The sequence below is a fragment of the gamma proteobacterium symbiont of Lampromicra miyakona genome (assembly GCF_059730895.1).
Genome location: NZ_AP035932.1, coordinates 4,127,032 through 4,147,949 on the forward strand (window position 1 = coordinate 4,127,032; position 20,918 = coordinate 4,147,949).

The 20,918-nt window shown below is 58.7% G+C and carries 16 protein-coding genes, 1 tRNA gene and 1 rRNA gene; 8 read left to right on the forward strand and 10 right to left on the reverse strand.

Annotated features, from left to right (window positions below; all coding sequences use genetic code 11):
• Positions 1 to 120: 120 nt before the first annotated feature.
• Both AC6I8P_RS19400 and AC6I8P_RS19405 read right to left on the reverse strand, forming a co-directional pair.
• A tRNA-Glu gene (locus AC6I8P_RS19400) sits at positions 121 to 195 on the reverse strand.
• Between the two features lie 88 nt (positions 196 to 283).
• Positions 284 to 1,825: ribosomal RNA gene (locus AC6I8P_RS19405) — 16S ribosomal RNA — on the reverse strand.
• 544 nt (positions 1,826 to 2,369) lie between these two features.
• On the opposite strand from AC6I8P_RS19405, the gene mdtD reads away from it, so the two are divergent.
• Positions 2,370 to 3,773: a multidrug transporter subunit MdtD gene (gene mdtD / locus AC6I8P_RS19410; protein WP_150059670.1), complete on the forward strand. Its 1,404-nt coding sequence runs from the start codon at positions 2,370 to 2,372 to the stop codon at positions 3,771 to 3,773.
• On the opposite strand, the gene rbsR is transcribed toward mdtD, so the two are convergent.
• The 7 genes from rbsR to AC6I8P_RS19445 all read right to left on the reverse strand — a co-directional run bounded on the left by rbsR (position 3,770) and on the right by AC6I8P_RS19445 (position 10,135).
• Positions 3,770 to 4,762, reverse strand: a complete 993-nt coding sequence (gene rbsR, locus AC6I8P_RS19415; protein WP_371815525.1) for a ribose operon transcriptional repressor RbsR — start codon at positions 4,760 to 4,762, stop codon at positions 3,770 to 3,772. The genes mdtD and rbsR overlap by 4 nt on opposite strands.
• A gap of 4 nt (positions 4,763 to 4,766) precedes the next feature.
• Entirely contained in the window at positions 4,767 to 5,696 is a 930-nt protein-coding gene (gene rbsK / locus AC6I8P_RS19420) for a ribokinase (RefSeq protein ID WP_058770712.1), read from the reverse strand.
• A gap of 64 nt (positions 5,697 to 5,760) precedes the next feature.
• Positions 5,761 to 6,636 carry a ribose ABC transporter substrate-binding protein RbsB gene (gene rbsB / locus AC6I8P_RS19425; RefSeq protein WP_498030894.1) on the reverse strand — a complete coding sequence of 292 codons (876 nt, stop codon included), beginning with the start codon at positions 6,634 to 6,636 and terminating at the stop codon, positions 5,761 to 5,763.
• 27 nt (positions 6,637 to 6,663) lie between these two features.
• Complete coding sequence (rbsC, locus tag AC6I8P_RS19430; RefSeq protein WP_021508172.1) at positions 6,664 to 7,635, reverse strand: ribose ABC transporter permease; 972 nt, start codon at positions 7,633 to 7,635, stop codon at positions 6,664 to 6,666.
• The gene (gene rbsA / locus AC6I8P_RS19435; RefSeq protein WP_031279830.1) at positions 7,632 to 9,140 is read right to left on the reverse strand and encodes a ribose ABC transporter ATP-binding protein RbsA; all 1,509 of its coding nucleotides are present in this window, start codon (positions 9,138 to 9,140) and stop codon (positions 7,632 to 7,634) included. The genes rbsC and rbsA overlap by 4 nt, the downstream gene beginning before the upstream one ends.
• 7 nt (positions 9,141 to 9,147) lie before the next feature.
• Complete coding sequence (gene rbsD, locus AC6I8P_RS19440; RefSeq protein ID WP_021313542.1) at positions 9,148 to 9,567, reverse strand: D-ribose pyranase; 420 nt, start codon at positions 9,565 to 9,567, stop codon at positions 9,148 to 9,150.
• 172 nt (positions 9,568 to 9,739) lie between these two features.
• Positions 9,740 to 10,135 carry a YgiW/YdeI family stress tolerance OB fold protein gene (locus AC6I8P_RS19445; RefSeq protein ID WP_021508174.1) on the reverse strand — a complete coding sequence of 132 codons (396 nt, stop codon included), beginning with the start codon at positions 10,133 to 10,135 and terminating at the stop codon, positions 9,740 to 9,742.
• A 170-nt stretch (positions 10,136 to 10,305) separates the two neighbouring features.
• Between AC6I8P_RS19445 and qseB the strand changes: the two genes are divergently transcribed.
• Both qseB and qseC read left to right on the forward strand, forming a co-directional pair.
• On the forward strand, positions 10,306 to 10,968 hold the full coding sequence (gene qseB, locus AC6I8P_RS19450) for a quorum sensing response regulator transcription factor QseB (RefSeq protein ID WP_421040106.1): 663 nt from the start codon (positions 10,306 to 10,308) through the stop codon (positions 10,966 to 10,968).
• Positions 10,965 to 12,296 carry a quorum sensing histidine kinase QseC gene (qseC, locus tag AC6I8P_RS19455; RefSeq protein ID WP_498030895.1) on the forward strand — a complete coding sequence of 444 codons (1,332 nt, stop codon included), beginning with the start codon at positions 10,965 to 10,967 and terminating at the stop codon, positions 12,294 to 12,296. Before qseB ends, qseC begins: the two co-directional genes overlap by 4 nt.
• Before the next feature lie 11 nt (positions 12,297 to 12,307).
• Here qseC and kup read toward each other — a convergent pair whose 3' ends face one another.
• Positions 12,308 to 14,176: a low affinity potassium transporter Kup gene (kup, locus tag AC6I8P_RS19460; RefSeq protein ID WP_021508177.1), complete on the reverse strand. Its 1,869-nt coding sequence runs from the start codon at positions 14,174 to 14,176 to the stop codon at positions 12,308 to 12,310.
• A 299-nt stretch (positions 14,177 to 14,475) separates the two neighbouring features.
• Between kup and ravA the strand changes: the two genes are divergently transcribed.
• From ravA to mioC, 5 genes are all read left to right on the forward strand, one after another.
• On the forward strand, positions 14,476 to 15,972 hold the full coding sequence (ravA, locus tag AC6I8P_RS19465) for an ATPase RavA (RefSeq protein ID WP_498008840.1): 1,497 nt from the start codon (positions 14,476 to 14,478) through the stop codon (positions 15,970 to 15,972).
• Complete coding sequence (gene viaA, locus AC6I8P_RS19470) at positions 15,969 to 17,429, forward strand: ATPase RavA stimulator ViaA (protein ID WP_498030896.1); 1,461 nt, start codon at positions 15,969 to 15,971, stop codon at positions 17,427 to 17,429. The genes ravA and viaA overlap by 4 nt, the downstream gene beginning before the upstream one ends.
• Positions 17,430 to 17,500: 71 nt before the next feature.
• The gene (gene ovoA, locus AC6I8P_RS19475) at positions 17,501 to 19,639 is read left to right on the forward strand and encodes a 5-histidylcysteine sulfoxide synthase (RefSeq protein WP_498030897.1); all 2,139 of its coding nucleotides are present in this window, start codon (positions 17,501 to 17,503) and stop codon (positions 19,637 to 19,639) included.
• Between the two features lie 105 nt (positions 19,640 to 19,744).
• A complete protein-coding gene (gene asnC / locus AC6I8P_RS19480; protein ID WP_007893613.1) occupies positions 19,745 to 20,206 on the forward strand; it encodes a transcriptional regulator AsnC in 462 nt (153 codons plus the stop codon).
• 154 nt (positions 20,207 to 20,360) lie between these two features.
• Positions 20,361 to 20,801 carry an FMN-binding protein MioC gene (gene mioC, locus AC6I8P_RS19485; RefSeq protein ID WP_058775625.1) on the forward strand — a complete coding sequence of 147 codons (441 nt, stop codon included), beginning with the start codon at positions 20,361 to 20,363 and terminating at the stop codon, positions 20,799 to 20,801.
• The last annotated feature ends 117 nt before the right edge of the window (positions 20,802 to 20,918 follow it).

Genomic DNA, 20,918 nt, shown 5'->3' on the forward strand with positions numbered 1-20,918 from the left:
CGACGCGTCGTTTCAAATTTTCAGCTTGTTCCGGATTGTTAAAGAGCAATATCTCAAACACGACGTTACCGTCAGTTTTGAGATATTCTGTGGAGACACCTTTCACCTGTCACCAAGCAGTGGCGTCCCCTAGGGGATTCGAACCCCTGTTGCCGCCGTGAAAGGGCGGAGTCCTAACCGCTAGACGAAGGGGACACAAAGTGTCACGACTTCGCAGCCGTCCTGCTCGTTACTTTTCTATCAGACAATCTGTGTGAGCACTTCGCGGGAAGGTATCTTCAGGTAAGGAGGTGATCCAACCGCAGGTTCCCCTACGGTTACCTTGTTACGACTTCACCCCAGTCATGAATCACAAAGTGGTAAGCGCCCTCCCGAAGGTTAAGCTACCTACTTCTTTTGCAACCCACTCCCATGGTGTGACGGGCGGTGTGTACAAGGCCCGGGAACGTATTCACCGTAGCATTCTGATCTACGATTACTAGCGATTCCGACTTCATGGAGTCGAGTTGCAGACTCCAATCCGGACTACGACGCACTTTATGAGGTCCGCTTGCTCTCGCGAGGTCGCTTCTCTTTGTATGCGCCATTGTAGCACGTGTGTAGCCCTGGCCGTAAGGGCCATGATGACTTGACGTCATCCCCACCTTCCTCCGGTTTATCACCGGCAGTCTCCTTTGAGTTCCCGGCCGAGCCGCTGGCAACAAAGGATAAGGGTTGCGCTCGTTGCGGGACTTAACCCAACATTTCACAACACGAGCTGACGACAGCCATGCAGCACCTGTCTCAGAGTTCCCGAAGGCACCAAAGCATCTCTGCTAAGTTCTCTGGATGTCAAGGCCAGGTAAGGTTCTTCGCGTTGCATCGAATTAAACCACATGCTCCACCGCTTGTGCGGGCCCCCGTCAATTCATTTGAGTTTTAACCTTGCGGCCGTACTCCCCAGGCGGTCGACTTAACGCGTTAGCTCCGGAAGCCACGCCTCAAGGGCACAACCTCCAAGTCGACATCGTTTACGGCGTGGACTACCAGGGTATCTAATCCTGTTTGCTCCCCACGCTTTCGCACCTGAGCGTCAGTCTTCGTCCAGGGGGCCGCCTTCGCCACCGGTATTCCTCCAGATCTCTACGCATTTCACCGCTACACCTGGAATTCTACCCCCCTCTACGAGACTCAAGCCTGCCAGTTTCAAATGCAGTTCCCAGGTTAAGCCCGGGGATTTCACATCTGACTTAACAGACCGCCTGCGTGCGCTTTACGCCCAGTAATTCCGATTAACGCTTGCACCCTCCGTATTACCGCGGCTGCTGGCACGGAGTTAGCCGGTGCTTCTTCTGCGGGTAACGTCAATCGGCGAGGTTATTAACCTCACCGCCTTCCTCCCCGCTGAAAGTACTTTACAACCCGAAGGCCTTCTTCATACACGCGGCATGGCTGCATCAGGCTTGCGCCCATTGTGCAATATTCCCCACTGCTGCCTCCCGTAGGAGTCTGGACCGTGTCTCAGTTCCAGTGTGGCTGGTCATCCTCTCAGACCAGCTAGGGATCGTCGCCTAGGTGAGCCATTACCCCACCTACTAGCTAATCCCATCTGGGCACATCCGATGGTGTGAGGCCCGAAGGTCCCCCACTTTGGTCTTGCGACGTTATGCGGTATTAGCTACCGTTTCCAGTAGTTATCCCCCTCCATCGGGCAGTTTCCCAGACATTACTCACCCGTCCGCCACTCGCCACCCAAAGAGCAAGCTCTTCTGTGCTGCCGTTCGACTTGCATGTGTTAGGCCTGCCGCCAGCGTTCAATCTGAGCCATGATCAAACTCTTCAATTTAAAGTTTGATTTGCTGCAACGAGTGCAGCGATGCTCTGTGAATTAAACTTCGTAATGAATTACGTGTTCACTCAGCAAAGACTTGATATTTTTTAAAGCCCGTAGGCTTGTGATATCAATCCTGCGAGTGCCCACACAGATTGTCTGATAAATTGTTAAAGAGCGGTGCGACGCGGCGTTCGGCCTGCTGTCGCGAGGTGGCGTATATTACACTTTCCTCCTTCAGAGTCAAACACTTTTTTCAGCGTTTTTCTCCGGCGGGGTGAATCACTTCACGCCCTGCTGAGCCGCCTGCGTTGCCGCTTTGCCGTCTCAGTGGTGGCGCATTATAGGGAGTTAATCTGAAGTGACAAGCATTTCCTGAAAAAAATTGACCGAAAGCTACTTTTTTATACGAACGCGGTAAAAACAGACATTTCCCGGCCAATAATCAGGCAAATCAGCTCTCACAGCGGCACAAATCAGCGCCATCCTCGCAGCGACCGATGCTATCCTGTTTAACTTACGCTCTTTGCTGACCGATTTTCTTCAAGAAGGATTTTCAATGATTCGCTCCGCGCGCAGTATGGCCGGCCTGCCCTGGATCGCCGCCATGGCGTTTTTTATGCAGGCTCTCGACGCCACCATCCTGAATACCGCGCTTCCCGCCATTGCCACCAGCCTTGAACGTTCCCCACTCGCTATGCAGTCCGCTGTCATCAGTTATACGCTCACGGTCGCGATGTTGATTCCGGTCAGCGGCTGGCTGGCCGATCGCTTTGGCACGCGTAAGGTGTTTATTGTGGCGGTTTCCCTGTTCACGCTTGGCTCACTGGCCTGTGCGCTGTCCGGATCGCTGAGCATGCTGGTGGTTTCGCGCGTGGTGCAAGGCGTTGGCGGAGCAATGATGATGCCGGTAGCGCGTCTGGCGCTGCTGCGCGCCTATCCGCGCAGCGAACTGCTGCCGGTACTCAACTTTGTCACCATGCCCGGCCTGGTCGGACCGATTCTTGGCCCTATGCTCGGCGGTCTGCTGGTCACCTACGCCAGCTGGCACTGGATCTTCCTGATTAATATTCCTATCGGCATCGCCGGCATCTTCTATGCGCGCAAATATATGCCGGACTTCACCACGCCAAAACGCCGCTTCGATTTTGGCGGCTTTATGCTGTTTGGTTTTGGCCTGGTGCTGATTTCCATCGGCATCGAGCTGTTTGGCGAGCGTATCGTATCGCCGTGGCAGGCGGTGCTGGTGCTGTTCAGCGGCGTGGTATTACTGCTGCTCTATATTATGCATGCGCGCCGCCATCCGGCTCCGCTGATTAGTCTGCCGATGTTTAAGACACGTACGTTCTCCGTCGGGATTATCGGTAATATTGCCGCGCGTCTCGGTACTGGCTGTATTCCGTTCCTGATGCCGCTGATGTTACAGGTAGGATTTGGCTATCCGGCGATCATCGCCGGCTGCATGATGGGCCCTACGGCGATAGGCTCGCTGCTGGCTAAATCCACCGTGACTCAGGTGCTGCGCCGCTTTGGCTATCGTAAAACGCTGGTGGGCATTACGGTTATCATCGGCGTGCTGGTCGCCAGCTTCGCGCTGCAGTCGCCGGACGGAAGCATCATCATGTTGCTGGTGGCGCTGTTTGTACTGGGCATGGCGATGTCCACCCAGTTTACCGCCATGAATACCATCACGCTGGCGGATTTGAATGATGAGAACGCCAGCGGCGGCAATAGCGTGCTGGCGGTAACGCAGCAGGTGTCGATCAGTTTTGGCGTGGCGGTCAGCGCCGCCGTGCTGCGCTTTTACCAGGATTTTGAGAGCACCACGGTGCAGCAGTTCCACGCCACCTTCTTTACCATGGGCGTGATTACCGTGCTGTCGGCGCTGGCGTTTCTGATGTTACGGCCGGGTGATGGCCGTAACCTGATCGCCAACCGCGAGAAAACGCGTAAAAGCAGTTAAACCGAACCGCGCTCCACCAGCTCCGGCGTCAGCACCAGTGTTTGCTGGCTGGCGTCGGGATCGCTCATACGATGAATCAGCGTATCAATGGCCAGCTCGCCCAGCTCATCTTTCGGCTGATGAATGGTACTGAGCGGCGGCGTCAGATAGCGCGCCAGCTCAATGTTGTCATAGCCCATCACCGCCATATCCTGCGGCACGCGCAGTCCCGCCTGATACAGGGCGTGATAGACGCCCACCGCCATCGCATCGTTGCTGGTAAACACCGCCTGCGGTGGCGGATCGAGCGCCAGCAGCTGATTCATGGCGTTGAAACCGCCCTGAAATTCGAAATCGCCGTCCACCACATAGCCCGGCGGCACCGCCAGCCCACTGGCAGCCATCGCCTGATGAAAACCGTCCAGACGCAGGCGCGCCGGGGTTTTATCCAGCGGCCCGGCAATACAGGCGATGCGGGTGTAACCGCGGTCAATCAGATACTGCGTGGCCAGTTCGCCGCCCAGCAGCGCGTTATCCTGAATAATATCGCCGCGCCCTTCAAACGGCGCCCAGTCCATCATCACCATCGGCACCGAAGGATAGCGATTAAGGATTTCGGCGGAGGGCAGATGGGTTTCCGTGCACATCATCAGCAGGCCATCCACACGCTTCTGCATCAGCGTTTCAAGGCTGCGATTCATGCGCTCTTCATCGCCTTCGGTATTGCACAGAATCAGGCTGTAGCCGCGTTCATAGCAGCTGTTCTCTACACCGCGCACCACTTCCGAGTAGAACGGGTTGCTGCTGGCGGTCAGTAACATGCCAATGGTGCGCGTTTGCTTGATCTTCAGGCTGCGCGCCAGCGCCGACGGCGCGTAGTTTAATTCGCGAATCGCCTGTTCCACTCTGTCGCGCACCTGTTCGCTAACAAAACGGTTGTTGTTGATAACGTGCGAAACGGTGGAGGTGGAGACGCCCGCCAGACGGGCGACATCTTTCATGGTAGCCAAGCGCTTAACCCTGTTGCTGCAGGAATGCGTCAATCTCAGTGCGCCATGGCACTGAGGGCTGTGCGCCCGGGCGCGTCACGGCAATGGCTGCCGCCGCATGGGCAAAGCGAACCGCATCCTGCATCGCCACGCCTTCCAGCCGCGCGGTAATGAAGGCCCCGTTGAAGGTATCACCGGCAGCGATGGTATCCACCGCCTGCACGCTGAAGCCGGGAATACGCTGTCCCTGGCCCTGCTCGCTGAGCCATACGCCGCGCCGGCCCAGCGTAATCAGTACGGTATCGATGCCTTTGGCGTGCAGCGCCTGGGCTGCCCGCGCCGCGTCGTCGTCGTCGTTGACGGCGATGCCGGTGAGGATTTCCGCTTCGGTTTCATTCGGCGTAATAATGTCGATCAGCGCCAGCAGCTCATCAGAGAGCTGGGTCGCCGGCGCCGGATTGAGGATCACCTGAGTGTGACTGGCGCGCGCGATGCGGGCCGCGGCCAGCACGCTGTCCAGCGGCGACTCCAGCTGCATCAGCAGCGCATCGGCCGAACGAATTACCTGCTGGTGGCGCTCCACACAGGCTGGCGTCAGCGCCGCATTCGCGCCTGAGTAGATGCCAATGTTATTTTCGCCTTCGCCATTCACGAAGATCATCGCCACGCCGGTGGCTTCCTGCGCCACGGTTTCCACCGGAGCGGTATCAATCTGGTCCTGCTGCAGCTGCTGGCGAATACGTTCGCCGATGTCATCTGCACCCACGCAGGCAATAAAAGCAATGTCAGCGCCGGCACGGCCAGCCGCGACGGCCTGGTTGGCCCCTTTACCGCCAAAGGCAACCTGATACTGTTTCCCGATCACCGTTTCACCCGGACGGGGAAAATGGGCGAGGTTGAGGATGTGGTCGGCGTTGATGCTGCCGAGTACCGCCAGTTTTGCGCTTTTGCTCATAGGGAGTTATCCAGGAAGTTGCGCCACCGCGAGGGTGGCGCGTTGCCATGCTTTTCTTTGGGTTTTATTTAGTAACCAGTTTCAGGTCAACCGGGTTGATCGCCTGCACTTTTTCGCCCTTCAGAACTTTATCTGCGGTATCGACGCCAATCATACCAATCTTGTCTGGCATCTGTGCAACGGTCGCGCTGAGTTTACCGGATTCTACCGCCTTCACGCCGTCCGCGGTGCCGTCAAAGCCCACCACCAGCACGTCGGTTTTGCCTGCGGTCTGCAGCGCACGCAGCGCGCCCAGCGCCATTTCGTCGTTCTGGGCAAAGACTGCCTGCACGTCCGGATGCGCCTGCAGCAGGTTCTGCATCACGTTCAGACCTTTCGTACGGTCGAAGTCGGCCGGCTGGCTGGCCAGCACGTTGAATTTGTGCGCGTCAGCGGCCTGCTTAAAGCCTTCGCCACGCTCGCGGGCAGCGGAAGTGCCGGCAATGCCCTGCAGCTCGATGATTTTCGCACCGTCGCCCAGTTTCCTCGCGATGAAATCGCCGGCCATTTTGCCGCCGAAGCGGTTATCAGACGCCACGTGGCTGACAACTTTCCCCTGCGCCGCCATACGGTCCAGCGTAATCACCGGGATGTTCGCCTGGTTAGCCATTTTCACGGCGTTACCGACCGCGTCAGAATCCGTTGGGTTGATCAGCAGCAGTTTGGTGCCGCGCACGGTGAGATCCTGCACGTTTGCCAGCTCTTTTGCCGGGTTGTTCTGTGCGTCGAGCACCACCAGGTTATAGCCCAGCTTATCGGCTTCTTTCTGTGCGCCATCTTTCAGCGACACAAAGAACGGGTTATTCAGCGTTGAGACCACCAGCGCAATCGTATCCTTAGCCATCGCGCCAGCACTGAGGGTGGCGCCAAGGATGACGGCCAATGCAGTTAACTTTTTCATTTCTTTAATCCTGTGTGAAGGTCAGAGTTACTTACTGCTTTTGTTATCCACCAGCACCGCCAGCAGAATGACGACGGCTTTGACAATCATCTGGTAGTAAGACGATACGCCCATCAGGTTGAGGCCGTTATTGAGGAAGCCGAGAATCAGCGCACCGATCAGCGTGCCCATAATGCGCCCTTTACCGCCCGCGAGGCTGGTCCCGCCCAGCACTACTGCGGCAATCGCATCCAGTTCATAACCGGTGCCCGCCGTCGGCTGCGCCGAAGAGAGACGCGCCACTTCGATGGTGCCCGCCAGTGCCGCCAGCAGGCCGCACAGCGAATAGACGATGACTTTAACGCGGTTAACGTTGATGCCGGACAGGCGCGTGGCCGCTTCGTTACCGCCCAGCGCATAGATATAGCGGCCGAGGCGGGTGTGATGCAGCATGTACCACGCCAGCGCGAACACCACTGCCATCAGCCATACCGGCGTCGGAATGCCCAGCGGACGGCCAATGCCGAACCAGCCAAACAGATCGGCGTTATCGCTGAAGCCGGTGTTGATAGGACTGCCGTTGGTGTAAACCATGGTGACGCCGCGCAGCAGCAGCATCATCACCAGCGTAGCGATAAACGCCTGCACCTTGCCGCGTGCCACAATCACACCGGTAATGGCACCAATAAAGGCACCGAGCGCCAGCGATGCCGCTACGGCCACCAGCGCATTGACTTCCAGCCCGACAATCGATGCCGCTACCGCGCCGGTCAGCGCCAGCAGCGAGCCGACCGAAAGGTCGATACCTGAGGTCAGAATCACCAGCGTCATGCCCACCGCCATGATGGCGTTGACCGACGTCTGCTGCAGGATGTTGAACATGTTGGGCAGCGTGAAGAAGTTCGGGCTCTGGCTGGCAACCACGGCGATCAGCACAATCAGCGCGATCAGCGATTTCTGCTCCAGCAGCCAGGCTTTGCTGAACCAGCGACGGCTGGCAGGTAAGGTTTGGGTACTCATACAACTAACTCCTCGCTGTGTTGCTTACCGACCGCCGCTGCCATCAGGGATTCCTGGGTAGCCTGCTCACGGGAAAATTCGCCACTCAGATGGCCTTCATGCATCACCAGAATGCGGTCGCTCATGCCCAGCACTTCCGGCATTTCCGACGACACCAGGATGATGCTCAGCCCTTCGGCTTTAAACTGGTTAATTAACTGATAGATCTCTTTTTTCGCCCCGACATCGACGCCGCGCGTCGGCTCGTCGAGGATCAGCACATCCGGGCGCGTCATCAGACCACGCGCAATCGCCACTTTTTGCTGATTACCGCCGGACAGCAGACCGATCGGCTGCATCATTGACGGCGTTTTCACATTGAACAGGCGGATAAAATCACCCACCGCCAGCTGCTCTTCGGCGTGCTTCAGGCCGCCATCGGCGCGGCTGAAGTAGCGCAGCGCGGTCAGCGACATGTTCTCTTTGACCGACATCCCGAGCACCAGCCCGTCACGCTTACGGTCTTCCGAGATATAGACGATGCCGTTGGCCAGGCCGTCCTGCGGCGAGCGGGTGACAATCTCGCGGCCGTTAAGCGTCACTTTGCCGTGCGTACGCGGCAGCGCGCCGTACAGCACCTTCATTAATTCGGTGCGGCCCGCGCCCATCAGACCGGAGATGCCCAGAATCTCGCCCTTACGCAGGGTAAAGCTGACATCTTCTACGCCCGGTCCGCTAACATGCTCGACCCGCAGCCGCACCTCGCCCGGTGTCTGATCTAGATGCGGATACTGATCCTCAAGCTTGCGGCCGACCATCATTTCGATCAGGCTCTCTTCGCTGAGATCGCCTACCGCGCGCTCGGCAATAAACTGGCCGTCACGGAACACGGTGACGTCATCGCAAATCTCAAAGATCTCTTTCATGCGGTGGGAGATATAAACAATGCCGCAGCCCTGCGCTTTCAGCTCATTGATGACGCGGAACAGCGACAGGGTTTCGGTATCGGTCAGCGCATCGGTCGGTTCATCCATAATGATGACCTGCGACTCGAAGCTGAGTACTTTGGCAATCTCTACCATTTGCTGGTCGCCAATCGACAGATCGCCCACCAGCTTGTGGCTGCTGAAGCGCAGATTGAGGCGCTTTAACAGCGCATCCGCCGCGGCATACATCTGTTTCCAGTCGATGCGGCCAAATCGGTTAACGAATTCACGGCCGAGGAAAATATTCTCCGCGACGGTCAGCTGCGGGATCAGGTTCAGCTCCTGATGGATGATGCCGATGCCGGCTTCCTGAGACGCTTTCGGCCCGGAGAACGTCACTTCTTTGCCCAGCCAGTGCAGCGAACCGGCGTCCATACTGTAGATGCCGGTCAGCACCTTCATCATGGTGGATTTGCCCGCGCCGTTCTCTCCCACTAACGCCATCACGCGCCCGGGATAGACCGCCAGCGACGCGCCGTTGAGCGCCTTCACGCCGGGAAATGATTTTTCAATTCCCCTGAGTTGCAATAACGGTTGCATAGCGGCCTCAGAAAGTGACGCCCGCGCTCAGGATGACATTCGCATACGGAGAGCACTCTCCGCTGCGAATGACCGCCTGACTGCGCTGAGTGTGTTGTTTGAACTGTTCATGGCTGGTGTAACGAACGCTAATCACATTCCCCTGGTGCTGTTGCAAGGCTTCGAGCACGGCGATCAGCTGGCTGTGGAGTTGCGGATTGTGTTGTTGGATCTCTTCCGCTATCAGGGCGCTCTCAACCTGCATCTCCTGCGTGATGACCTCCACCACCTGTAAAAAATCGGGCGTACCGGGCGTCAGCGCCAGATCGATGCGCTGTGGACCGGCCGGGATCGGCAAGCCCGCATCGGCAATCGTCAGCGTATCGGTATGCCCGAGGCGGGCAATCACATGAGAGACTTCAGCGTTTAACAGGCGACCTTTTTTCATTTATTCCACTCCACAGCGAAACGTTTCGCTGTCTGGCAGTGTATTAAATGTACATGGCAACTCAATGACGGCATCACGGAAATGTGATCGCCATCGAAACGTTTCGCCTGGGCCGAGGAAAATTTGAGTTTGGCGGGATGGCGGAGCCCGCGACGTGGCTCCGCAGGGGAGGTTAGGGCAGTTTACGCACCTGTTTAACGTCCAGTTCAATCGAATTGAAATCCTTATCCAGTTCGCCGGTCAGCTCGACCTGATCCTTCGGCGTAATGGTCTGGCCGTTCCAGCGTTTGTGGTCGATCTCCACTTTCATGCTGCCGCTGCTGTCGCGGAACAGATAATCTTCATCGCCGATCTGCTTATCAAGCTGGCCGCGCACGGTGATCCAGCTGTCATCCTTCATCTCTTCGGCCTGTTTTACCGTCACCACACTGCTGTTATCGGCCTTAAAACCGCCGGCTTTAGCCTGAGCGGCTGGCGCGTTCGGGTCGACAAAGCCACCCTGCTGGGCGGCTAACACCGGGGTTGCCGCCAGGGCGATAATGGCTAACAGCGCTGCACTCTTTTTCATTTTTCACCTCATTTCCATGTCTGTGCGGATTACGGGAGCTATTTCACCACAGGGTTCTTAACAGGATCTTAAGGGAAAAAAAGAGGGGAAAAATAAGCCAAAACGGGCGAATGTCGCTGTACAAGCGCGCATCTGCTTCGTATAAACCCCCAGGTAACCGGGAGAAACGCATGCGCATTTTATTAATTGAAGACGATACGCTGATTGGCGATGGCCTGAAGGTCGGCCTGACCAAACTGGGTTTTAGCGTCGACTGGTTTGTCAGTGGCGAAGCCGGATTTCAGGCGCTCAACGCGGCACCGTGGGATGCCGTGGTGCTGGACCTGTCGCTGCCGGAGCGCGACGGGCTGGACATCCTGCGTCAGTGGCGTGAGCAGGGCGCGGATGTCCCGGTGCTGATCCTCACCGCACGCGATGCGCTGGACCAGCGCGTGCAGGGCCTGCAACTCGGTGCCGACGACTATCTGTGTAAGCCGTTTGCGCTGACGGAGGTGGCCGCACGTCTGCAGGCGCTGATTCGTCGCCGTCACGGTCAGCTGCAGCCGGAGCTGCGTCACGGCAGGCTGGTGATGGCTCCCGGCAGCCACAGCGTGATGTTGGATGGCGAACCGCTCAGCCTGAAAAGCCGTGAGCTGGCGCTGCTGGAGCTGTTCCTGCGCAATCCCGGTCGCGTGCTGACGCGCGCGCAGCTGGAGGAGAAACTGTACAGCTGGGACGACGACGTCTCCAGTAACGCAGTCGAAGTGCACATCCATCATCTGCGTAAAAAGCTCGGCAGTCAGTTCATCCGCACCGTGCACGGTATTGGCTACACGCTGGGAGCGGCAGAATGAGTCTGTTCCTGCGACTGGCCATCGGCTTTCTGCTGTTAATTATTCTGTGTGGTGCCAGTGCCACCTTTAGCGCATGGCAGCAGACGCGCGACACCGTCAACGAGCTGTTTGATACCCAGCAGATGCTGTTCGCCAAGCGCCTGCTGGCGCTGGATGCCAGCCGCCTGCAGGCCGCCTCGCTGCCAAAAACCAAAGCGATTTTGCGCCACCATCGCGGCGATCAGGATGACGACGCGCTGGCCTTTGCGCTGTTCAGCGCCGACGGCAAACCGCTGCTTAACGACGGCGAAAACGGTCGCGATTTGCCGTTTACCGCGGATCGTGACGGCTTTCACGATGGTCGCCTGCGCGGCGATGACGATCGCTGGCGGCTGCTGTGGCTGACGTCAGCCGATAAGCAGTGGCGCGTGGTGGTCGGACAGGAGTGGGAATATCGCGATGATATGACGCGCGATCTGGCACTGAGCAGCCTGCTGCCGTGGCTGGTGGCCATGCCGCTGATGCTGCTGTTGCTGCTGGCGCTGGTGTGGTTTGAGCTGCGTCCGCTGAAACGCCTGACCGCATCACTGCAGCAGCGCGCGCCGGATGAGGCTGCGCCGCTGACGCCGCAGCGCCTGCCGCTGGAGGTGAAGCCGCTGGTGGCGGCGCTGAATGGCCTGTTCGCCCGCATGGCGCAGCTGGTCCAGCGCGAACGGCGCTTTACCTCCGATGCGGCGCACGAGCTGCGCAGCCCGCTGGCAGCGCTGCGCGTGCAGAGTGAGGTGATTCAGCTGGCCGGCGATGACGAGGCGATGCGCAACCATGCGCTGCAGCAGCTCGACAGCGGCATCCTGCGTGCCACGCGACTGGTCGATCAGCTGCTGACGCTGTCGCGGGTCGAAGCAGACGATCTGCGCAGCGAATTTCAGCCGGTCCCCCTCGCGCCGTTGCTGCACCAGCTGGTGACCGAACATCAGGCACAGGCGGCAGCGCAGCACACCAGGCTGACGCTGACGGCTGACGCGGAACCGGTGATGAACGGTCATCCACTGCTGCTGGGTTTACTGCTGCGCAATCTGCTGGATAACGCGCTGCGCTACACGCCGTCCGGCAGTGAGATTCAGCTGCGGCTCAGCGCGCGCAGGCTGGAGGTGGTGGATAACGGACCGGGCGTCAGCGCAGAGCAGCTGGCGCGGCTGGGCGAACGCTTCTGGCGACCGCCGGGGCAGGCGCAAACCGGCAGCGGGCTTGGCTTGTCGATTGTGAAAAATGTGGCTCAGCTGCACGGCATCCGGCTGACCTTCAGCGCGGTGCAGCCGCAGGGGCTGCGCGTCACCCTCAGCTGGTGACGCGCGATGCGTCAGATTTCGACCTGAGTACCGAGCTCGATTACCCGGTTAGGCGGAATTTCAAACTGATCCGGCGCGCGCAGGGCGTTGCGCTGCAGCGCAAGGAACAGCTTGCCGCGCAGACGCAGATACCACGGGCGTTTGCCGATGATCAGCGACTCGTGTGACATAAAGAACGAGGTTTCCATCATGCGGCAGTTGAGCCCTTCGAGGCCGCAGCGGTGGAAAATCTCCTCGACGTTCGGCGTTTCACGCCAGCCGTAGCTTGCCACCACGCGCCAGAAGGTGGGCGACAGCTGCTCAATGGTCACGCGACGCACGTTGTGCACATAAGGCGCATCTTCGGTACGCAGCGTCAGCAGCACCACGCGCTCGTGCAGCACCTTGTTGTGCTTCAGGTTATGCAGCATGGCAAAGGGGATGACATTGAGCGCCCGCGACATGTAGACCGCCGTGCCCGGCACGCGCACCGGCGGCGACTTCTCCAGCGAGGCGATCATCGCCTCCAGCGAATTGCCATGCTCATGCATACGACGCAGCAGGCGGAAGCGCTCGCTCTTCCACGTGGTCATCACGATAAACATCATCAGTGCCAGCGTCAGCGGCAGCCAGCCGCCGGAGAACACTTTGACCAGGTTAGCTGAGAACAGCGAAACGTCGATGCACAGCATCGCGATGAGAATCAGCACCACCAGGTAGCGATTCCAGTGCCAGTTCTGAATCGCCACCGTTGAACACAGAATGGCGGTCAGCACCATGGTACCGGTCACCGCAATCCCGTAGGCGGCCGCCAGATTGCTGGAGTGCTCAAAGCCGACGATAACAATCACCACCGAGAAATAGAGCAGCCAGTTGATCACCGGAATATAAATCTGGCCGGATTCCTCTTCGGACGTGTGCACGATGCGCATCGGCGGCAGATAGCCAAGACGCACCGCCTGGCGCGTCAGCGAGAATACGCCGGAGATCACCGCCTGCGAGGCGATCACCGTGGCCAGCGTCGCGAGAATCAGCATCGGAATCAGCGCCCAGTCCGGCGCCAGCAGGAAGAACGGGTTTTTGATGGCCTCCGGATGCTCCAGCAGCAGCGCACCCTGGCCGAAATAGTTGAGCACCAGCGACGGCAGCACCACCACAAACCATGCCAGGCGAATCGGAAACTTACCAAAGTGGCCCATATCGGCATACAGCGCTTCAACGCCGGTGATCGCCAGCACCACCGCGCCCAGCGCGAAGAACGATACCGTTTTGTACTGAATAAAGAAGTGCAGCGCCCAGTACGGGTTCATGGCGTGCAGCACCTCGGGATTATTGATGATACTGCGCGCGCCCAGCACCGCCAGGATGATGAACCACAGCAGCATCACCGGCGCAAACAGCTTACCGACAATGCCGGTGCCGTGTTTCTGAATCACAAACAGCAGCGTCAGTACCGCAATCGCCAGCGGCACAATGTAGCTATCAAGGCTCGGCGCGGCGATCTCCAGCCCTTCTATGGCCGAAAGCACGGATACCGCCGGCGTGATCACCACTTCCCCGTAGAAGAAGCTGCCGCCAATCAGCCCCATGATCACCAGAATCGCCGTGGCGCGCGCGCCGGTATTGCGGCCCGCCAGTGACATCAGCGTCAGGATCCCGCCTTCACCGGCGTTGTCGGCGCGCATCACATAACTGATGTATTTAAGCGAAACCACCAGAATCAGCAGCCAGAAGATCAGCGACAGAAAGCCAAACACCGCCTCGCGTTCCACGCCAAAGCCGAACTGACCAGAGAGACACTCGCGCAGGGTATAGAGCGGGCTGGTGCCGATATCGCCATACACCACGCCGATCGCCGCCAGAGTGACTGCGCCAAGGGACTGTTTCTTATCCGAGCTCATAAGTTGTCTTTTGTTGGAGCCGCGCAGGCCTCAGCCCGGCGCTCAGATCATCAAAAAGCGCACAGTATGCACATATTCCCGAAAAAACCTACTTTTACCGTCTGGCATTACGCCGTCTGTGCAGCGTTTTTTCGCCGAAAATCGGCGCGAAATGCGCTGAAAACCCGCGATTTGCCTCACCTCAACCTTCTGAAACAAAAAAGCTGACGGCTATCAACGCTTTCACGCATGATAAACAGTAGAGTATTGCGCTCGCCAGAATATGACGGCACCAGGATCAGAAGGACAATGATGTGATTATGGCTCAACCCCATCTTTTGGCAGAAAGAATTTCTCGCCTCAGCAATGCCCTGGAGAAAGGGCTGTATGAACGGCATCATGCCATTCGTCTCTGCCTGCTGGCAGCGCTGAGCGGCGAAAGCGTGTTTCTGCTCGGGCCGCCGGGCATCGCCAAGAGCCTGATTGCCCGCCGCCTGAAATACGCCTTCCAGCACGCCCGTGCCTTTGAATACCTGATGACCCGTTTTTCCACGCCTGAAGAGGTGTTTGGCCCGCTGTCGATTCAGGCGCTGAAAGATGAAGGACGCTATCAGCGTCTGACCAAAGGCTATCTGCCGGATGCCGAAATTGTCTTTCTGGATGAGATCTGGAAAGCCGGTCCGGCGATTCTCAATACGCTGCTCACCGCCATCAACGAACGTCGCTTCCGCAACGGCGACAGCGAAGAGCCGATCCCGATGCGTCTGCTGGTCACCGCCTCCAACGAACTGCCGGAAGCCGACAGCGGTCTGGAAGCGCTGTACGACCGTATGCTGATCCGGCTGTGGCTCGACAACGTGCATGAAAAGCAGAACTTCCGCAGCATGCTGACCCACCAGCAGGATGAAAACGCCAACCCGGTGGCGGAATCGCTGTGCATCAGCGATGAAGAGTATCAGCAGTGGCAGAAAGGCATCAGCCAGGTCAGCCTGCCCGATCATGTGTTTGAACTGATCTATCAGCTGCGCCAGCAGCTGGAGAACCTGCCAGAGGCGCCGTATATCTCCGATCGCCGCTGGAAAAAAGCCATCCATCTGCTGCAGGCCAGCGCGTTTTACAGCGGCCGCGTGGCGATTGCCCCGCTTGATCTGATCCTGCTGAAAGATTGCCTGTGGCACGACGTGGCGTCGATGCAGCTGCTGGATCGTGAAATCGATGCGCTGATGACGCAGCACGCGTGGCAGCAGCAGGCGATGCTGCACACGCTGCAGCAGATCAAAGCGCGCCGGCTGGCGCTGCAACAGCAGCAGAGCGTGGCGCAGGCGCTGACGCTGGAGAAGCACAGCGGTATGTTCAGCCGCAAACCGCACTATGAATTACCGGCCTCGATCACGGAGGAACAGCTGACCCTGATGCTGCAACAGCCGCTGACGCTGCACGACATGCAGGTCACGCACGTGGTGGTGGCACGCGATGCGCTCAATCAGTGGCTGCTGAAGGCGGGCGAGATCCGCGGCAAGCTCAACGGTATCGGCTTTGGCCAGACGCTTGACCTGCTGGTGGATGCGCATCACTGTCTGACGCTGCGCGACGTCAGCCTGCAGTCCACGCGCCTGACGCTGCCGGGTGCCGCCAGCAGCAGCGACGTGCCGCAGGAAATCATTGAAGAATACGACGCGCTGGAGGCCCAGCTGCGCGCGCAGCGCACGCTGTTTAGCCAGCACCAGCGCTGCCTGTTTATCAGCGACGACTGGCTGGCACGCGTCGAAACCAGCCTGCAGGATGTGGCGGAACAGCTGAAACAGGCGAGAAAATGATCTCGCTGGAGACGCTCAGCACGCTGCTGTCGATTGGCGAAACCGAGCTGATCGAAGAGCTGATCGTGGCACTGCTGGCCTCGCCGCAGCTGGCGCTGTTCTTTGAAAAATTTCCGCGCCTGAAACAGGCGATGATGGGCGAGCTGCCGCGCTGGCGCGCCGAGATTGCCGCCCAGATGAAAACCACGCCGGTGCCGGACGCGCTGGCACGCGAATTTCAGCTCTTCCAGCAGATGCAGCTGCTTAGCAGCCACGCCTTCAGTGAGCAACTGCCGGCCATCATGACGCAGCTGAAAGCGCTGCCGTCCCCGTTTATCGAAGAAGCCAGCAAACTGCTGCTGCATACCGACAGCGCCCAGCTGAGCAATGCGCAGCACACGCTGTTCCTGCAGCGCTGGCGCCTGAGCCTGACGCTGCAAACCCTGACGCTGAACGAAACCCTGCTGGAAGAGCAGCGGGAACGCCTGATGGCCGAGCTGCAGCAGCGCATGGCCATCAGCGGCCAGCTGGCGCCGATTCTGACCGATGACGACGAAGCCGCCGCCGGACGCTTGTGGGATCTGAGCAAGGCACCGCTGCAGCATGGCGACTATGAGTTGATTGTGCAGTACGGCGATTTCCTCGCCCAGCAGCCGGAACTGATGAAACTGGCGCAGCAGCTGGGACGCAGCCGCGAAGCGAAATCGGTACCGTCACAGGATGCGCCGCTGGAAGCGTTTCATCAGCTGGTGCGCGAGCCGGACAACGTGCCGGAAGAGGTCAGCGGCATCCATCAGAGTGACGATGTGCTGCGTCTGTTGCCGCCGGAGCTGGCGGCGCTGAGCATCAGCGAACTGGAGCTGGAATTTTATCGCCGGCTGGTGGAGAAACGCCTGCTGACCTACCGGTTAAAGGGCGATGCCTGGCACGAGAAAGTGACGCTGCGCCCGGCCAGCCATCAGCAGCACGAAGCGCAGCCGCGCGGCCCGTTCATCGTCTGCGTGGATACCTCTGGTTCGATGGGCGGTTTCAATGAACGCTGCGCCAAAGCGTTTTGTCTGGCGCTGCTGAAGGTGGCGCTGGCCGACAGGCGGCGCTGCTACATCATGCTGTTTGCTCACGAAGTGATTGGCTACGAGCTGACCGCTGATAACGGCATCGAGCAGGCAATCCGTTTTCTCAGCCAGCGTTTTCGCGGCGGCACCGATCTGGCCGCCTGCCTGTCTGCGGTGGTCACGCGTATGGAGGGCAGTCAGTGGCAGGAAGCCGATGCGGTGATCGTTTCCGATTTTATCGCCCAGCGTCTGCCGGACGACATCGTCAGCACCATTAAACAGCGCCAGCGTCACCATCAGCAACGCTTCCACGCCGTGGCGATGTCGGCGCACGGCAAACCCGGCATTCTGCGCATTTTCGATCACATCTGGCGCTTCGATACCGGCCTGAAAAGCCGCCTGCTGCGCCGCTGGAAACGCTAATTCATCAGGCAGAAATGCTAATTTGCTATAGTGAATTACCCGCTGTGTTTAATCAGCTTACGGAGTTCACTGTGACAACCGCTCATCTTCACGATCAATTGCCTGCGCCCACCCGCACCGTCCGGCTTTCCGGCAGCAGCAGCGACGCCAAACGCGCCGAACTGCTGGCCTATTTCACCCAGACCTGGGAGCTGTACGAAAGCCTGTTCGACTGCCTCGCCGATGAGCGCGCGTACTTTAATAAAGCCATCACCCTGCGCCATCCGCTGATCTTCTACTTTGGCCATACCGCCACTTTCTACATTAATAAGCTGATGGCGGGCGGTTATCTGCAGCAGCGCATTGATGATCGCATCGAGGCGATGATGGCGATCGGCGTGGATGAGATGAGCTGGGACGATCTCGACGACAGCCATTACAGCTGGCCGGATGTGGCCGAGGTGCGCGACTACCGCGGCAAAGTGAAAACCGTGGTAAGTGAATTCATCCGCACCATGCCGCTGGATCTGCCGATTGACTGGGACAGTCCGGCGTGGGTGATTCTGATGGGCATTGAGCATGAGCGTATTCACCTCGAAACCTCCAGCGTGCTGATCCGCCAGCTGCCGCTTGAGTGGGTAAAACCGCAGCCGCACTGGCCGGCGTGTCCGCAGGCGCGCCACGATCGTGCCTCGGTACCGGCCAATACATTGGTGGCGATGCCAGGCGGACGCGTCACGCAGGGTAAAACCGATGATACCTACGGCTGGGATAATGAATACGGCAGCCTTACAACTGAGCTGAAACCGTTCAAAGCCAGCAAAATGCTGGTGAGCAACGCCGAGTTCTTTCATTTTATTGCCGCCAACGGCTATAACGAACGCCGCTGGTGGGATGACGAAGGCTGGGGCTGGCGCGAGTTTGCCCAGGCGCAGATGCCGACTTTCTGGGTCGGCGACATCGCGCAACCTGACGATCTCCGGCTGCGTCTGATGACCGAAGAAGTGGCGATGCCGTGGGACTGGCCCGCCGAAGTGAATCAGCTGGAAGCCGCGGCATTCTGCCGCTGGCTGGCAGAAGAGAGCGGCAAAGCGATCCAGCTGCCGTGCGAAGCCGAGTGGATGCAGCTGCGCGAGCAGGTTGCCGGCGATCAGCCAGACTGGATCGACGCGCCGGGCAACATCAATCTTGCCCGCTGGGCCTCTTCCTGTCCGGTAGACCACTTTGCCCAGGGTGACTTCTTCGACATCGTCGGCAACGTCTGGCAGTGGACCACCACGCCGACCAACGGCTTTGAAGGCTTCAGGGTACACCCGCTGTATGACGATTTCTCCACGCCCACCTTTGACGGCAAACATGCGCTGATCAAAGGCGGCAGCTGGATCTCCACCGGCAACGAAGCGCTGAAATCCTCACGCTACGCCTTCCGTCGTCACTTCTTCCAGCATGCCGGTTTCCGCTACGTGGTTTCCTCGCATCAGGAGAGCATGGCGCTGAATCCGTATGAAACCGACAGCATGGTGTCGCAGTACCTCGACTTCCAGTACGGCCCCGGCTATTACGGTGTGCCGAACTACGCGGCGGCGCTGGTCGATCTCGTGCTGCCGCACTGCGCGCACCGCGGCCACGCGCTGGATATCGGCTGCGCCACCGGCCGTGCCAGCTTTGAACTGGCACGCCATTTTGCTGCGGTCACCGGCATGGATTACTCGGCGCGCTTTATCGACGTGGCGCTGCAGCTGACCTCGGGTGAGGATTTCCGTTACGTGGTGCCGGAAGAGGGAGAGCTGGTGGAGTATCGCCAGGTGCGGCTAAAAGAGTTTGGTTTCGATGAGACCCTGGCGCAGCGCATTCAGTTTGTGCAGGGCGATGCCTGTAACCTGAAACCGCAGCCCGATGGCTACGATCTGGTACTGGCCTCTAACCTGATCGATCGCCTGCGCCAGCCGAAGCGCTTCCTGCAGGACATCACGCCGATGATCCGCTCCGGCGGTTTGCTGGCCATCTCCTCACCTTACACCTGGCTGGAAGAGTTCACGCCGAAGGAGAACTGGCTGGGCGGTTTCCGTGAAAACGGTGAAGCGCTCACCACCTGGCAGGCGCTGCAACGGCTGCTGCGCGATGCCTTTGAGGAAGTTGCGCCGCCGCAGGACGTGCCGTTTGTGATTCGCGAAACCGCGCGTAAGTTCCAGCACACACAGGCCCAGCTGACGCTGTGGCGTAAGCGCTAAAAAGCGTGCAGACAGCGGCAGCTCCGCTGTCTGTGCCTTGCCTGTCCCGCTAATTTGCTGCACATTCTCCCTGTTCAGAGAAGAAGAACCTAATGAGGATGGATGATGGCGGAACACCTGCAACTGGATAATCTCGACCGCGGCATTTTAAATGCGCTGCTGCAAAACGCGCGCACCGCGTACGCCGAACTCGCCAAGCAGTTTAACGTCAGCCCCGGCACGATTCACGTGCGCGTCGAAAAGATGCGTCAGGCGGGGATTATTCTGGGTACGCGCGTGGAGATCGATCCACGGCAGCTCGGATTTGATGTCTGTTGTTTTATCGGCATCATTTTGAAAAGCGCGCGCGACTATCCGGCAGCGCTCAGCAAACTGGAAGCGCTGGATGAAGTGGTGGAAGCCTGGTACACCACCGGCCACTACAGCATCTTTATTAAAGTGATGTGCCGCTCAATTGACGCGCTGCAACAGGTGCTGATCAACAAGATCCAGACCATTGATGAAATCCAGTCCACCGAAACGCTAATCTCCCTGCAAAACCCGATCATGCGCACCATCAAGCCGTGATCGGCTTCCCCGCTGTGCATAACCTTATCCCGGGCGGATCGCTTTTGTGATGCGCCTTGTCGCCTGATGCTATCGGCGATTAACCCTGTTTTCCACAGGTGGATCACCGCTTGATCACAGCGTACAATGCTCGCCTTTAGTGCGGGAGAGCATCATGGCCGATATTACCTTAATCAGTGGCAGTACCCTTGGCAGCGCCGAATATGTCGCTGAACATCTGGAAGAGAAACTGCAGGAAGCGGGCTTTTCAACCGAACTGCTGCACGGACCCGAGCTGGATGAGGTGCCGCAGGAGGGCATCTGGCTGATTGTCAGCTCAACGCACGGTGCCGGCGAACTGCCGGACAACCTGCTGCCGTTTTATGAAGCGCTGCAGGAGAGCCAGCCGGATCTGTCAGGCGTACGCTTTGGCGCAGTGGGTATCGGTAATCATGAATACGATCTGTTCTGCGGTGCGATCAAACTGCTGGAGACGACGTTAACGCAGCTGGGCGCCAAACGTATTGGCGATCGGCTGGAGATCGACGTGCTGGAACATGAGATTCCGGAAGATCCGGCGGAAGTGTGGGTTGCCAGCTGGCACCCGCAGATTTAAGACGATCTTTGCTGGTCGGGGATCGGGTATTTATGTCGATCCCCAGTTGATTCCGCTGTTTTATCGCCTTTTACCTGCGTCGCTCTGTGGATAAGATCCGTTATTTCATGCGTATAA